Origin of the sequence: Candidatus Seribacter sulfatis (genome assembly GCF_964187635.1) — a bacterium.
Lineage (GTDB): Bacteria > Verrucomicrobiota > Verrucomicrobiia > Opitutales > Seribacteraceae > Seribacter > Seribacter sulfatis.
Map to the genome: position 1 here is coordinate 1 of NZ_CAXLMO010000108.1, position 14,732 is coordinate 14,732.

Here is a 14,732-nt window from a genome sequence, read left to right on the forward strand (position 1 = left end):
CAGGACAAAGTAAGATCAGTTTTGGAAGAGAAGATTCTTTTCTCTGCAGAAATTCTTCTTCGATCTCTCTGACAAGTTCACAAAGATCGAATGGTTCCTTGGATAATGTAGTTTTGGGCTTCTCCAATTTAGCGAGGACAAGTAGATCCTCGACAAGAGAATTGAGCCGCTCTGCATTTTTTTGAATTTTGGATAAAAAACTTTTACGCTTGTTTTCGCTGAGGATTTCATAATCTTCCTGGAGAGAGTCAGCAAACCCCTTAATAATCGATACCGGGGTACGTAACAAAATCTCTTCGGGTTTGCTCATCCTGGTCTTTCGCTTCTCTTTTCTGAGGTTTATTCTCAGGCCAAAGTTTTTTACTCTTAGATTTAAAGTTCTTAACCGCCGCAAATACACCAAAAAGAAATCCTGTAATTAGTAAAACGCATAACCAAGGAGGAAGGTGCATAAATTAATTCAAATCTTCTACGAGCCGATAACCGACTCCTCGAATTGTTTCAATTTCAATTCCTGCATTCTGAATTTTCTTTCGTACCCTTCGAATATGTACATCAACTGTTCTGGTCTCAACATCTGCATCAAATTTCCAAACGCCCAAAAGCAGATTATCACGAGTCTGGACACGTCCCCTCCTTTTAAGAAAATAATGTAAAAGTTTAAACTCAGTGAGCGTGAAATCCACTTTGTTTCCAGAAATTGAAATACTATGATCCTCCTCATCCAGAAGAAGGTTTCCAAACATAATTCGGCCTTGATCGTCATCCACTTGCTCGGCTGTTCTTTTTAAAATTGAACGAATGCGAAGAACAAGCTCTTGTGAATCAAACGGTTTTCCAAGATAATCGTCAGCTCCTTGCTCCAAACCTTTTATTCTATGCTCTACATCTGTTTTCGCGGTTAGCATAATTACGGGAGTCTTTTGAAGCAAATTGTCAGCACGTATCATCCGCAAAAGCTGAAATCCATTTAAGTCAGGCATCATGACATCCAAAATAATAAGGTCAGGATTGAAATCGCGAGCATTCCCAAGCGCTTCGTACGGATTATTAGAAAATTTTACTTTGAAACCTTCTTTACCAAGTTGGTAATGCAAAAGATCAGTTAAATCTTGTTCGTCGTCGACAACAAAAATACGAATTCGGGAGCTCATGAATGAGATGCCTATATCATTCAGCACCCCGAAAATAGCAAGTTTGATTTCCTCTCCCGCTTTTTAAAGCATAAACTAATTCAATAATGAATTATTTTAGGTCCCTCCTCAATGCAGCTTTTTTATATTCAGGTGCATGCCTTACATCCCGACTTGTAGCCATAAAGAAAATTTCCTTGGATATATTTACCGCATGGTCACAAACGCGTTCCAGGGATTTAGAAATAAATAAGACTTCAAAAACCGATGAAGCCACAGTGGGATCTTTTTCTACCAAAGTTTGACAAAACTTATTGTTATCTTTGTGAAGTTGATCAACTTCCAAATCTGTTGTCCAAATGGACTTTGCCTTATCTTCATCAAATTCAACAAATATTGAAAGTGCATCTCGAATCATATCATGAGCAATGTTAGCCATTTGTGGAATCCCATGAAATTCGTGCATTGTAGTTTTACAGGAGCGTTTAGCAATTGCTTTGGCTTCATCACCTATGCGCTCAATCTCATGGCTTATTTTCATAGTTGCTACAAGAAGCCTGAGATCGGCAGCAACTGGCGCATGGGTCGACAAGTATGTAGTTACGGATCCACTAAGTTCATTTTCTAAATCATCAATTTCTTCATCTTTTGCCCGTACAGCTTTTGCTAGAACAGAATCTCCCTCAACCAAAGCCTGAACCGCTCCCTTCACCGATTCATTAGCAAGCTGACCCATGAGAAGGAGCTTTGATTTTACATTTTCAAGATTATGTTCGAAAAAAGTTGTCATGATCAAATGAGTTTAAATTTTTTGTAATAATTTTATCCAAATTTTCCAGATATATAATCTTCAGTCTGTTGTTTATTCGGATTAAGAAAAATTTTCTTTGTTTGATCGCATTCAATCAATTTACCTAGGTAGAAAAACGCTGTGCGGTCAGATATTCTACCAGCTTGCTGCATGTTGTGAGTGACTACCACGATGGTATATTCTTCCTTAAGTCCAAGTATGAGTTCCTCTACCCGACCTGTTGCGACTGGATCAAGGGCTGAACAAGGCTCATCCATTAAGATTATTTCTGGCTCCACTGCTAAAGTTCGTGCAATACAGAGACGCTGTTGTTGTCCGCCTGATAAGCCATAGGCATTCTCATTCAATCTATCCTTTACTTCATCCCAAAGTGCAGATTTTCTTAAAGACTCCTCAACTTTTTCATCAATGACGCGCTTGGATTTAATACCCTGAATCTGCAACCCATAAGCAACATTTTGATAGATTGATTTTGGGAAAGGATTAGATTTTTGAAATACCATCCCAACTTTTTTTCTTAACTCGATCACATCGACAGATTTATCATGCAAATCAATTCCCTGAATTTCAATCGTTCCGTTCCCAATACGAGCACCATCGACTAGATCATTCATTCGGTTAAGACAGCGTAAAAGAGTACTTTTACCGCACCCAGAAGGACCGATGAAGGCCATAATCTCTTTAGGGAAAATATCTAAATCAACATTATGTAGAACTTGGTTTTCGCCGTATAGAAAATCCAGGTCACGAATACGAATAGATGGCTCATTGTCCAAAACAGTCGAGTCAATTGATGTGTTTGGGGAAGTGTCGGTTACATTGTGCATGATTTATAAAAAATTTAAATTACCATCGATATTTTTTTCGGAGTCTGTTGCGTAATAACATAGATAAACTAGCCACTCCTATAACGAGGAATAGGAATACAAACGCAGTACCATACTGCATATCAGAAGTATATTCATTTTGAGGAATTTTTGCACTGACAACATAGATATGATAAGGAAGAGCCATAACTCCCTGAAAAAAGAAATCGGTCCAATGTTCTAAACCCTCCCAAGGTAGTTCAGAGCGTTTAGCGTAGGCAGCAGTAAACATTATCGGAGCAGTTTCCCCCGCCGCTCGTGCCACCCCTAAGATAGATGAAGTAAGAATCCCTGGCATTGCAAATGGAAGTACGCTCGTTTTAATCATAATCCATTTAGTTGCACCCAAGGCCAAAGATCCTTCACGAAAACCCTGCGGAATAGAACGTAAGGATTCCTCACTAGCGGTTATTACAATTGGTAAAACCATAAATGCCAATGTAAACCAACCTGCCAACAAGGATACATTCCAATCTAGGAAAATCACGAACAGTCCGAACCCGAATAGTCCATATATAATAGAGGGCACACCCGCCAAATTTAATATAGCTAGACGAATTAACGAAAGAAATTTTCCGGGTTTTCCATATTCAGCCAGAAAAATTGCACAAAATACACCTAAAATTATCGCAATAGTCATCGCACCTAAAACCAATAACAATGTACCAATAATTGCTGGAAAAATGCCGCCACCAGAATAAGCATAATCACGCGAAGGTAAAGAAACCGACATTGCCTGCTTGAATGGAATGATTAACTCTTTTATGGAATTCCAATTTTTAGTTTCAATATCTAAAAATGCACGACGGATCGTTTCATAAGCAACCAAGGCTTCAGCAAAGCGTCCGAATTCCTTTGGCCCCCTTAAAAGAGTAAAATCTTCATAGGTTAATGACACTTCATTTCCAAAATCCTTAATTGCCTGGTTGTAAGTCTCAGGAATTTTCATGAGAAAAGCATTATATGCCTTTTCAATTTCCTTAAGCGTATTAAGGCTTGGTTCTTCAATATTAGAATATTGCTGAGCACGAAAAAGAATTATTTTTGTTTCAACCAATGGTAATCTGCTTCTTTCTTTCTCAAAATGACCAAGGATAAATTCGCTAACCAGACCTGGAATCTCTTGTGGTTCAACCTCAAAGTCCCGTGCAGAAGCATTAATGTCTGTCAACAAATCACTCCAAAAGGCAAATTTGTTAGATATGTTATCACGCTCTTTTTTCAAAAATTCTGCATTAGTAAACTGCAAACTTTTTTCTGTCCATTCCTTTTGCAGTTCAATCATTTCATTATCTAAATCTGATAGATTCGAGGTAAATCCTGGGCTTTTCGCAAAAAGATTCCATTTTGCAAGAATTTTTTCGTCTTTTAATTTGTAATAATTACTGGAACTTAATTTGATTTCCTCATCACCTTCACCAATTACATGAAGAGTTTGAGGGTGTTCAGTAAGAAATTCCCAATTTATCAATCCATCGCCCTCAAATATCTTATTCGCTCCCTTTGACAAAATATCCCAAAACAAAAAGGCTGCACAGAACAAAACGAAGTAGGTCATCCCCCTGAACAAGCCAAACATCAAGTTTTCCTGTACTTTTTCTCGAGATAATTTGGGACTGAAAGGATTTACTTCCTTATTTTTATGATCACTCATAAGTTCAGTAACTTGTTTTGTATCGACCAGCAATAGCCTGTGATAAAAAGTTAACCAATAAAGCGATCAAAAATAAAGCTATGCCGACCATAAAAAGTGCCCGGTAATGAATACTGCCGAATTCCACTTCGCCCATTTCTTGAGCAATAATACCTGTCATCGTATGGACAGGTTGTGCAAACACCCCAAATCCAGTAGTAAAATCAGGTATTGCGATCCTGTTACCTGCGCATAATAGAACAACCATTGTCTCCCCTATTACCCTTCCAAATCCAAGCAAAACTGCTGAAATTATGCCGGTAATTGCAGAAGGGAAAATAACTCGTGCACAAGTTTGCCAACGAGTTGCTCCCAACGACAAAGACGCATCGCGCAATGCTCTAGGCACATTATTCAAGGCATCTTCTGCAAGCGTAAATACAGTTGGCACTGTCATTAATGCAAGAAGAAATCCAGCGGTAAGAGAATTTAAGCGCTCATCAGCAATTAAACTTACCATGCCGCCCAATACAGCAATTCCAAAAAAACCAATTAATACTGAAGGAATAGCAGAGATAAATTCTATACATGGTTTAATTACAGATTGTTCTCGAACCGAAGCTACTTGGTTAACATAGATTGCTGAACCCACTCCAAATGGAATAGCCAGTGACAGAGCAATCATACTCACAAGCAAGGATCCAGAAAATAGAGGCAGAATACCAAACCAATCATGACGAGCACTGTTGGTGACCCAATCTTTACCGAAAAGAAAACCAGTAAAAGCCCGACTCAATGGATAAGGCTTTTGAGGATCCCATGCACTCAAACGCTCTTTGTAAAGTGAAGTTTTGTCTAAATATTCATCTAATGCTTTGCTAGCATTAGCAAAGTCTTTTCTTGATTCTGGAAGAATAAAAGAAGGCTTAAATTCTGTAAATATTGAAGAAAACTCGTTCTTTTGCTTTTCCAAGACAGCAGGATATTCGTTGAGCGAGGATTTTTTTATAAACTGAGTTAGGTTATTAATTTCACCCTCCTTTGCTGTTCCTGCTTCCGTCCCAACAAATGGATTTATACGTTTTGCTAAATCTTCACGATTATTACGTATGAAATAATTTTGCCACCTTGCTAGCTCTTTATGCGTGAATGACTTTCTGTTACTAAGTTGATCGATAGTTTCCGGAAAATCTTCTTCTGCTAATGAATCATTAATTGCCTCTCTTTTAATCTCCAGTAGATCACTTTGCGTTAATAAAAATAATTTTGTCTCTGCAGCCCATTTAACTACTTGTTTCTCATAATTTAATAGATGTTCTTTGGTATTCTGAAATTTTCTACTTAATGCTAAAAGGGCTTTTGTTCCGTCATTATTGTTTGTCTCATTCAGTCCGCCACCATTAAGAGATTCCAATGCTTCGGTTTCCTTAGAAAGAATATTTTCCAAATACCGGTAAAGAATAGTTAAATCGTCATGCTGTGCTGTAATAACTGAGGCATATTCCATACCTGACTTTCGGTATCTCTCTAATTCATGTCGGTACTGACCAAAAAATTCAATTCCCTCCTTGAAAAGAAAAAGTGTTATCAATCCAAGAATAATTATCGATGTAACTGCATTACTAGCAAAAAAAACTCTGATTAAACGGTCTTTCTTAAAGGAAGAGATCATGAAGGATATGAAATTATTAGTGACTTACGAAAGAGCATTTAATGCCAAATTTTTTGCGGGAAATTTGAATAAGTAAAGTAAGCTCATTTATATTTGAATATCATATCAAAAAGCTTTGATCATTATGTTAAAGAATTGCGCCAATTATGTAACAAGTAACAAAGGTCGTCTAAACTTTAGCTATTCTTGGTAATTCGAAAGAAAAAATAGTTCCCTCTCCAAGTTTGCTTTTCACGCGAACATTACCACCATGTGCTTCAATTATTCTTTTCACTATACTCAGACCAAGCCCAGTTCCGCCTTTTTCTCGGGATCTTCCTTTATCCACCACATAAAAGCGTTCAAAAATTCTATCTAAATCATTGGCAGGAATTCCGTTTCCATCATCATATACCGAACAGGTTATAAAATTTCTATCATCAGACAGTTGAGTTGATATCTTAACCGCAGAAAAATTACCCGCATACTTAAATGCATTATCAATCAAGTTGCCGATAGCCATGGCAATTTTAATAGCGTCAAATGGAAATGCCTCTCTTTCTTCCTCTAATGAAAACACAAGCTTTTCGGAATCAACATATGGTTTATCTTGTAAATATAAATCAATTCCTCGAATGACATCACTAAGTTTATTATTGGTCGGATTAATTGCCTGTTCACTACCCTCTAATTCAGAAATACTTAAAAGGTCATCAACTAATGCTTTTAACCTCAATGCATTTTTATGAATCTTACTTATAAAGGATCTAGATTGATTATGAGAAATTTCAGGCTCTTCAATCAATGTTTCTGAAAATCCTTTTATCATTGTAACAGGGGTCCGTAATTCATGTGAAGCATTTGCCACAAAATCCTTCCTCAATCGTTCGGTCCGTTTAATTTCTGTTATATCCCTCAATAGTAATAGATATACTTCATTTTGAGAGGACCTGACTGGAGAAAGAAGGCCACATGTAATTTCATATACTGTTATCTTACCTCTTCTTTCATAACTAAACTCAGCCTTACTAGGCTTTTTCCCCCTACTTAGTTTGTCTAATAATTCCAAAACTTCAAAAGCATCAATAAATGCTTCAATCCTTCTTCCTTTCATTGGTCCATCAGGCGAAAAATTTTGTAAAGCCACGGAATTCGAAAAAGTTACCAAATGGTTGCCGTCTAGAATCATCGCCCCGTCAAGCATTCCACCCAAGATCTCATTAAATGTATGAGTCCTGCGATTGCTTTCTTCCACCAGCCTTTCCATTTTCTCTGCGTTTTCTTCTAAAATATTTTGGCATAACCTCAGCGGAAAGTTATCCCCTAGCAGAAAAGGTTTTTCTAAAATCAATGAATTCCCCTCTTTTATAGAACCAAGAACTTGACGAATTATACGATTCGTATGTTTAACCTGTAACCCAAAATAGCCAGCTACAAGAGTTAAGATTAAAATTAAAAGCCAAAGCATTGAAGAATGTAATCGAATTAATTCCTGTAGTTTATTATTCGACAATCAATTTGTATCCAACACCACGCACAGTCTTAATCATATCCCCCTTTTCTCCAAGTTTTCCGCGCAGGCGACCAACATGATTATCAACCGTTCGGGTTTCAATATCTGTGTCGTAATTCCACACATTAACTAGCAAATTTTCGCGACTCTGAACCCGCCCAATTCGCTCCATCATAAGATGGAGCAATCGAAACTCGGTATGAGTCAAATCAACCAGCTTGTCTTCAATAAAAACCTCATGGCTTTCAGGGTCTAAAATAATTCCACCACCTCTTAATTTGCCTGCAAGAGTAAGCTTTTTTTTCAAGGTCCGTGAGAGGATTGCCTTACTTCTTGCTACAAGTTCCCGGTTATCAAAAGGCTTAGTTAAATAATCATCAGCACCTCTTTCGAATCCTTTTATTCTTTCATCCGCATCACTTCTAGCTGTTAAAAATAAAATTGGCACATCCTTGAGTTGAGAGTCGACTTTAAACATACTACAAAGGTGCAAACCGTCCAACTCAGGCATCATGACATCAAGAATAATTAAGTCAGGTTGAAGATCACGTGCATAACCGATTGCTTCCAAAGGATTCGAAAGGGAGCTGGTTTCAAATCCTTCCTTTTGTAATTGGAATTCGATTAGTTCGCAAATATCTGGCTCATCATCAATAATAAGGACTGATTGCTTAGCGGGTATAAAAGTAGATGAATCATTCATATAATTGCTGAGGGTTTGGATTAAGAAAACAATCATAGACTTAAATTGTAACATTTCTGCGCCAACCATCGAAAATTCTTGTTATAAAATCAGTTTGCTGAATTTTGCAGATTTGTTGCATTTCGAGTGATAAAATTACAATCAAAAGTGCTAACTTTATCTATGTTCTTTCATAGAACTTTGTTTGTTACAGTTTAAATGTTTAATAAAAACTGCAACCTAAGATAGGTTGCAGTTTTTTTTGGGTAATAAAGAAACTTTAAACCGTTACTCTAAGCAAATTTTCATTAACTGGTTCCGTTAAACCATTTGCTAAAAAGATAGAGTTAATTTTTGTTACTGCTTGTTTTGCACGTAGTTGTTTTAAAAATTCCCTATAATACAGAACTTCTAATTGGCCGTCTTTATTTTCAATAATACAGGAGTTTGTTTCTACCCAGTCCCCACTATTTAAATAACGGATTTCTCCAATTATCCGGTCTGAAGGAACATGTATGTGACCACAGATCATACCTTGGCAATGAAACCTCCTCGCCATTTCAGCTAAGCTCTCTTCGTAACGATAAACATGATTAACTGCACTTTTGACCTTCTTTTTAGCCCATGCACTTAGAGAAAAGGGCTTTTTACCCTGTAATTTTCTAAAACGATTATAAATACGATTAAACCTCATTAGATTGTCGTACCCAACGGATCCAACCTTTGCTATCCATTTATGCTTTGTAGAGAAACTGTCAAAACAGTCTCCATGAACAACAAGATATTTTCGTTCTTTTGTTCGGAAAATGAAATGCTCGCAAATTTTTATTCGATCAAAACCCAATGGAATGATGCTTTTGATAAAATCATCGTGATTTCCCCTTATATAAATCACCTTCGTTTTTGTTTTCTCGACCATCTTTAAGATTAATCGAATACATCGTGTATGCTCTTTTTTCCATCCACCAGACCTTTTTAATGCCCAACCATCTATAAAATCACCATTTAATACTAAAGTCTTGCAGCGAATGTGGGCAAGGAAGTGATTTAGTTTTTTGATACCAGTATCATTCATACCCAAATGAGTGTCTGATAAAAATACCGTTTTATATTCCAACTTTGTTTTTGATACTTTTTTCATATCATTCGACAGTTCGATACCGTTTGATGGACTTTAATAGAATTTAATCTTCCATTTAAGAAGCCTGTTAAATTTTCATAAAAGTTGGCAATAATATTTTGCCAATTAGCAATTTCCGTTGAGGCACGTGCATTTCTGCTCATTTTCGCAAGGAATAGGCCAGACCCATTCAATGCAATATTTAGGTTCTCAGTTAACGAACTAACATCTCCGAGTGGTGAAAGATATCCGTTTTTTTCGCTAGTAACATATTCTGAAGCTGCTGCGTAGTCGTAGCCAAGCACAGGTAATCCGGAACTTAATGCTTCAGTTACTACATTACCAAAAGTTTCAGTTTCACTGGGAAAAACAAATAAATCAGAAGATGCATAATGCATAGCTAAATCGAGTTTGCTCAAACAGCCAGTGAATCTGATACTGGGATATCTTTTTTCTAATTTGATGCGCTCAGGTCCATCTCCTACGATAATACCGGCTTTTACTTTTCCTTGCTGAATCATTTGATCAAATAATGAGCATGCTAACTCTAGATTTTTTTCAACAGCGGCCCTTGAAACACACAATAAGACACGATCTAGTTCACCGACATTCCATGATTTCCTGAGACAATCGGAACGCTTCTGTGGTGAAAAAAGTTGACGATCCACTCCTCTGCTTAATTTAAATAAATTTTCATATCCCTTATTTTGAAGTTCGGAAAACATCCAATCAGTAGGAACAAATGTTCCTACTGTTCTGTTATGAAACCATTTTAAATAACCATCAATAACTGGTTTAAATATAGAAATTCCATAATGTTTAAGATAAAGATCAAAATTGGTATGAAACCCAGACACTACTGGAATATTAAGTTTTTTGGCAACACGCAGAGCAGAAAATCCAGCTGGACCCTCAGTTGCTAAGTAAATGATATCTGGTCGCTTGTCTTGCCAATTCTGATAAAGTAAACTACCACAAGGCAGCCCAAATCTTAACTGCGGGTAATTGGGTATTTGACGGGACGGTAAATCAATTTCAGTCCATAGTTCTGTATCATCTCCTTTTGATGTTCGTTTAGGACATAATACTTCGACATCTGAGCCTAAAGAGGACAAACCTCTGGCGAAGTGTGCGAGAGTAAAAGCTACACCATTTACTTCAGGAGGAAAAGTTTCCGTTAAAAGACTTATTTTTATGGGCCTGTTTAAGTTTTGAGTCATAGATAATAAGCTAAAGGCAAACAGAACCAATTCATCCTTTATAGAGTAACATTTTAGCTAAAAAAAAGACCGCCTCCTTAGAGACGGTCTATTTTAAAACAAACTAAAGCGAAATTTATTTAACCGGAACAAAACCAGTGCTTTCGACTATTTTTTGACCCGGTGCTGTTAGAGCAAAATCAAGAAACTTTTTTGCTGCCCCAGTTGGCGATCCATTAGTAAAGCAATTTAAACCACGTGCTAATGTATATGAACCATCATTTGCTGATTTCGCCGAAGGCAAAATACCATCAACAGCAATTACCTTAATTCCTGCCGCACCAACATAGGCCAAACCAACATAACCGATTCCATTGGGGTTCTTAGAGACTTCGGTTGCAATTTGCTCATTTCCAGCCATTTTTTGAGTGGCAGACCCATAATCTCTACCTGCTAACGCAAATTTCTGGAAAAAGGCATATGTACCAGAGGATGTATTCCGAGTGTAGGCAGAAATTCCACCACTCTTTCCACCTACAGCACTCCAACTTGTAATATCACCGGTAAAAATGCGTTCAACATCTTTAAGTGATAACTTGGACAATGGATTAGATTCGTTTACAATTACAGCAACAGCATCGTTTGCCACAACTGTTTTCACCAAACGAACGCCATTACCACCTGCAGCAGCTTTTTCCTTACCTTTCAATTCGCGGCTAGACATACCTATGTGAGCGGTACCATCAATAATGGCGGCAATACCGGTGGATGAACCTTCAGCTGCAATTTCAAATTTTGATCCAGGGTTTTTATTTTCATACGCTTCTGCAATTTTAGGTATCATTTTAGCACCTAAAGTATCTGACCCTTTAATAACCAATTTATCTTGTGCAATTGCTGACAAAGTCATACCTATTGCGGTCATACTAACCAATAGTTTTTTAGAATAGTTCATTGTAATAATTTTATAATAATTAATTTAGTGTAGGTTAATTTATTTTAGAAAAGAATTTGTACTCTTGCGCGAAATCCGTCGGCATCTGCTGATGCTGTACCTTCATTAAGTTCATTCATCTCGTAACCAACCATTAGCTTTGCATCATGGCCATCGAATAGGTAATTTACGCCAAAATAATGCTGGTTAAGTTCGTCAACAGTTGAATTAACAATGTTTGCACGGCGTACAATTTCTTTGGCACTAATTAAACTGCTTCCAGTTGGCGTACCTTCAACAGTTGAATATCGATATAGGAACTCCCAAGCCCCTACTGGTGCATTATTTAATGCATATGAAATTTGTGCTGAATAACCTTCATGCTCTTCGTCACCTGCAGTGATATCAGCAGTTCCCTTCATGTACTCTACATCAAGACTAATTGGTCCAGAACCAATACTGCCGTAAATGTTATATGCAGTTAATTCATTGGCCAAAGTCTCATCTGTTTCCATAAGGCCAGCCGAAACACCGAAGGAATGCCTTAAATCACTATCGTAATTTGCATAAGCAAGCCTTCCATAGTAAGAGAGTTCATTGTTATTATATCCATATAATCCATCTTTAAGATTACTATCTTTGGAGTTGTGATTTTGACCGGAATTAACGACTGCTAGGTTGTATGAAAATCCACCATCAAGACTACCTTTTACAAAAAGACCAGTGTGTCGAGCGTTGAACTTAAGACTCTCTGCGAATTGACGATTAACTGCAGATCTTTCAATTGCTTTTAGCTTGGATGAGGATGTTGTTTCTTCCATCCCAAAAGGAACTTTAATTTGCCCTATGTCCAACCGGAAAGAATCATCAAATTGATACCATACAGAAGCTCCGTCAATAAATACTGTATTATCCTTATTTGGGGATGCACCAAAATCCATAACGATATCCCCACCCCAGTTATCGCCTAACTTTGCATGACCTCCTAAAAAGAGTCTTCTAAAGTAGAAGTGATTTCTATCTTCCTTAGAGGATGTATCATCCGATCCGACTCCGTCCCACTGTGCTTGAATTCTGCCAGAATATTTTAATTCCGTTACCTTCTTGCTTTTTGGTTTAACTTCAGCATTGCCTGATAGGGCAAAGCCTGCCGCCATAATGGCACAAATTGTATAACTAATAGTTTTCATTTTTGGTGTATTATATGTGTTTGTTTGTGTTTGTGATTAAGTGCCCACAACTTGGACAACGCACACACTTTACTAAACACATGCGCCGATTTTTATGGTTAAATGTAACTTTTATGTAACGAAAATTATTTTCAGTATTGCACAAAATGTTGTCTTATTAAAATTTTGACATTTAGCTAAACGTCTAAATGATGGCGTCATGATTACTGCTGATGAAATGTGTAAAGCACTGGCTGACCGAAATCGGATTCGGATTATTGCTGCGTTATTCACACACAAGGAATTATGTGCATGCCAAATAAACGAATGGCTTGCTGTAAGCGGAGCAACGGCATCAAAACACCTAAGCATTCTAATGCGAGCTGAGTTAATTATTAACCGAAAAGATGGTAGATGGGTCTTTTACAAAATCCAGAAAACCAATCCGAACACCCGAAAACTCTTAAGCTGGGCAAAACATCAGATTGATTTAGACGTAAACCTGCAGAATGAATTAAAAGATTTAAATAATGTGACAAATTGTTCGCCAAACACAATTCGAGAAAGACAACGAAAAGAGGCGGCTCTTTGCTGCTAATTAATTTATATTACTAATGAAGAAAAAATTAAAAATCCTCTACTTATGCACCGGGAATTCCTGCCGAAGCCAAATGGCCGAGGGATGGACTCGTCATCTGAAAAATGATCAAATAGAAGCCTTTTCTGCTGGGATCGAAACGCATGGACTTAACCCTCATATGGTTAAAGTAATGGCAGAGGTTGGAGTCGATGTAACCGGTCAAAAATCGGAAAACATTCGTGACTTTGCGGACACTGCATTGGATGTGGTAGTTACCGTATGCGGGCATGCTCATGAGACCTGTCCGATTTTCCCCACCAATTGCCAAGTTGTTCATTCAGGGTTTCCAGATCCTCCGAAAATGGCTAAGGAATTAGCCGATAAGGGAGCTTCGGAAGAGGAACAGCTTACCTGTTACAGACAGGTAAGAGACGAAATCCGGGCTTATGTGGAATCCCTGCCCGAATCTTTAAATCTCTAACTTATTAAATTTTATGAAATCGAAATATTTAGCTGAATTTCTTGGAACGGCTTTTTTATTTTGGGCTGTGGTAGGTTCGGGAATTATGGGCCAAAACCTGAATCAAAATGATGCGGTTACTCTTTTAGCAAATACATTTGCAACCGTTTTTGCTCTTTATTTTTTGATCACTTGCCTGGGAGATCACAGTTCGCATTTCAACCCAATAGTTTCTCTGGTGATGCGATTGCGTGGCGAGATTAGCACAAACACATTTTTTGTTTTTAGCATTCTTCAAATTGCCGGAGCTATACTTGGTGTAATCTTAGCCAACTATCTTTTCGATTTAGACCCTCTTCAGTTTTCTGAAAAAGCACGATCAGGCACCAATTTGTTCGTAAGTGAAATAGCCGCAACCTTCGGCTTACTACTGGTAATCCTACTTTCTTCCAAAGAAAAAGTCGCGGCAACCGTAGCTGCATACATTGGAGGGGCTTACTGGTTTACATCCTCCACCTCATTTGCTAACCCGGCTGGCACAATTGGTCGATCCTTCTCAAACACTTTTGCGGGTATATCACCTGGCGATATTCTTCACTTTTGCGTAGCTCAACTCATTGGGGCACTCCTTGCTCTTTTCGTTTATAATTCTTTTTTTAAAAAACCTGAGTGACTACACAAAAAGATGATTTAGAAAAACCGATTCCCAAAGCTTTTTCTCAATTTCAATTTTTGAAGGATACTTTCCTTTGTTCTTTGGTAGCTTTTGGCGGACCCGAAGCTCACTTGGGAGTTTTTCTTGACCGCCTGGTGCAAAAGAAAAACTACATAACCGAGAAAGCACTTCTCGAATGGATGGCACTCTGTAGTTTTTTGCCCGGTCCCACAAGTACTCAGGTAATTACTGCAATTGGATTGGAGAGAGGTGGACGGTCACTTGCCATCCTTACCCTTCTGATCTGGGCCATGCCTGCTCTTTGC

Annotated in this window: 16 protein-coding genes; 4 read left to right on the forward strand and 12 right to left on the reverse strand. The window is 37.7% G+C overall.

What is annotated here, in order from left to right; translation table 11 throughout:
• The 12 genes from ACKPQ5_RS09970 to ACKPQ5_RS10025 all read right to left on the reverse strand — a co-directional run.
• Window positions 1-310 (reverse strand): histidine kinase dimerization/phospho-acceptor domain-containing protein (locus ACKPQ5_RS09970; protein ID WP_407678959.1); only part of this gene is annotated, 310 nt, incomplete at its 3' end.
• A gap of 145 nt (window positions 311-455) precedes the next feature.
• A complete protein-coding gene (locus ACKPQ5_RS09975) occupies window positions 456-1,154 on the reverse strand; it encodes a response regulator (protein ID WP_407678960.1) in 699 nt (232 codons plus the stop codon).
• Between the two features lie 91 nt (window positions 1,155-1,245).
• Complete coding sequence (gene phoU / locus ACKPQ5_RS09980) at window positions 1,246-1,923, reverse strand: phosphate signaling complex protein PhoU (protein WP_407678961.1); 678 nt, start codon at window positions 1,921-1,923, stop codon at window positions 1,246-1,248.
• 32 nt (window positions 1,924-1,955) lie between these two features.
• Window positions 1,956-2,771, reverse strand: a complete 816-nt coding sequence (gene pstB, locus ACKPQ5_RS09985) for a phosphate ABC transporter ATP-binding protein PstB (protein ID WP_407678962.1) — start codon at window positions 2,769-2,771, stop codon at window positions 1,956-1,958.
• A gap of 19 nt (window positions 2,772-2,790) precedes the next feature.
• A complete protein-coding gene (pstA, locus tag ACKPQ5_RS09990) occupies window positions 2,791-4,464 on the reverse strand; it encodes a phosphate ABC transporter permease PstA (protein WP_407678963.1) in 1,674 nt (557 codons plus the stop codon).
• Between the two features lie 4 nt (window positions 4,465-4,468).
• On the reverse strand, window positions 4,469-6,115 hold the full coding sequence (gene pstC, locus ACKPQ5_RS09995; protein ID WP_407678964.1) for a phosphate ABC transporter permease subunit PstC: 1,647 nt from the start codon (window positions 6,113-6,115) through the stop codon (window positions 4,469-4,471).
• A gap of 169 nt (window positions 6,116-6,284) precedes the next feature.
• Window positions 6,285-7,562: a PAS domain-containing sensor histidine kinase gene (locus tag ACKPQ5_RS10000; protein WP_407678965.1), complete on the reverse strand. Its 1,278-nt coding sequence runs from the start codon at window positions 7,560-7,562 to the stop codon at window positions 6,285-6,287.
• A 34-nt stretch (window positions 7,563-7,596) separates the two neighbouring features.
• On the reverse strand, window positions 7,597-8,310 hold the full coding sequence (locus tag ACKPQ5_RS10005; RefSeq protein ID WP_407678966.1) for a response regulator: 714 nt from the start codon (window positions 8,308-8,310) through the stop codon (window positions 7,597-7,599).
• Between the two features lie 259 nt (window positions 8,311-8,569).
• The gene (locus tag ACKPQ5_RS10010) at window positions 8,570-9,430 is read right to left on the reverse strand and encodes a UDP-2,3-diacylglucosamine diphosphatase (protein WP_407678967.1); all 861 of its coding nucleotides are present in this window, start codon (window positions 9,428-9,430) and stop codon (window positions 8,570-8,572) included.
• The gene (locus ACKPQ5_RS10015) at window positions 9,427-10,629 is read right to left on the reverse strand and encodes a glycosyltransferase family 4 protein (protein ID WP_407678968.1); all 1,203 of its coding nucleotides are present in this window, start codon (window positions 10,627-10,629) and stop codon (window positions 9,427-9,429) included. The genes ACKPQ5_RS10010 and ACKPQ5_RS10015 overlap by 4 nt, the downstream gene beginning before the upstream one ends.
• Window positions 10,630-10,744: 115 nt before the next feature.
• Window positions 10,745-11,563, reverse strand: coding sequence for a phosphate ABC transporter substrate-binding protein (locus ACKPQ5_RS10020; RefSeq protein WP_407678969.1), 819 nt, complete (start codon window positions 11,561-11,563; stop codon window positions 10,745-10,747).
• A gap of 44 nt (window positions 11,564-11,607) precedes the next feature.
• Entirely contained in the window at window positions 11,608-12,732 is a 1,125-nt protein-coding gene (locus ACKPQ5_RS10025) for a porin (RefSeq protein WP_407678970.1), read from the reverse strand.
• Between the two features lie 199 nt (window positions 12,733-12,931).
• Between ACKPQ5_RS10025 and ACKPQ5_RS10030 the strand changes: the two genes are divergently transcribed.
• From ACKPQ5_RS10030 to ACKPQ5_RS10045, 4 genes are all read left to right on the forward strand, one after another.
• A complete protein-coding gene (locus ACKPQ5_RS10030) occupies window positions 12,932-13,309 on the forward strand; it encodes an ArsR/SmtB family transcription factor (RefSeq protein WP_407678971.1) in 378 nt (125 codons plus the stop codon).
• Between the two features lie 16 nt (window positions 13,310-13,325).
• Window positions 13,326-13,772 (forward strand): arsenate reductase ArsC, encoded by a 447-nt coding sequence (locus ACKPQ5_RS10035; protein ID WP_407678972.1) that lies wholly within the window; start codon window positions 13,326-13,328, stop codon window positions 13,770-13,772.
• A gap of 13 nt (window positions 13,773-13,785) precedes the next feature.
• On the forward strand, window positions 13,786-14,424 hold the full coding sequence (locus ACKPQ5_RS10040; protein ID WP_407678973.1) for an aquaporin: 639 nt from the start codon (window positions 13,786-13,788) through the stop codon (window positions 14,422-14,424).
• Window positions 14,421-14,732: chromate transporter (locus tag ACKPQ5_RS10045; protein ID WP_407678974.1), on the forward strand; the 312-nt coding region annotated here is incomplete at its 3' end. The genes ACKPQ5_RS10040 and ACKPQ5_RS10045, both read left to right, overlap by 4 nt.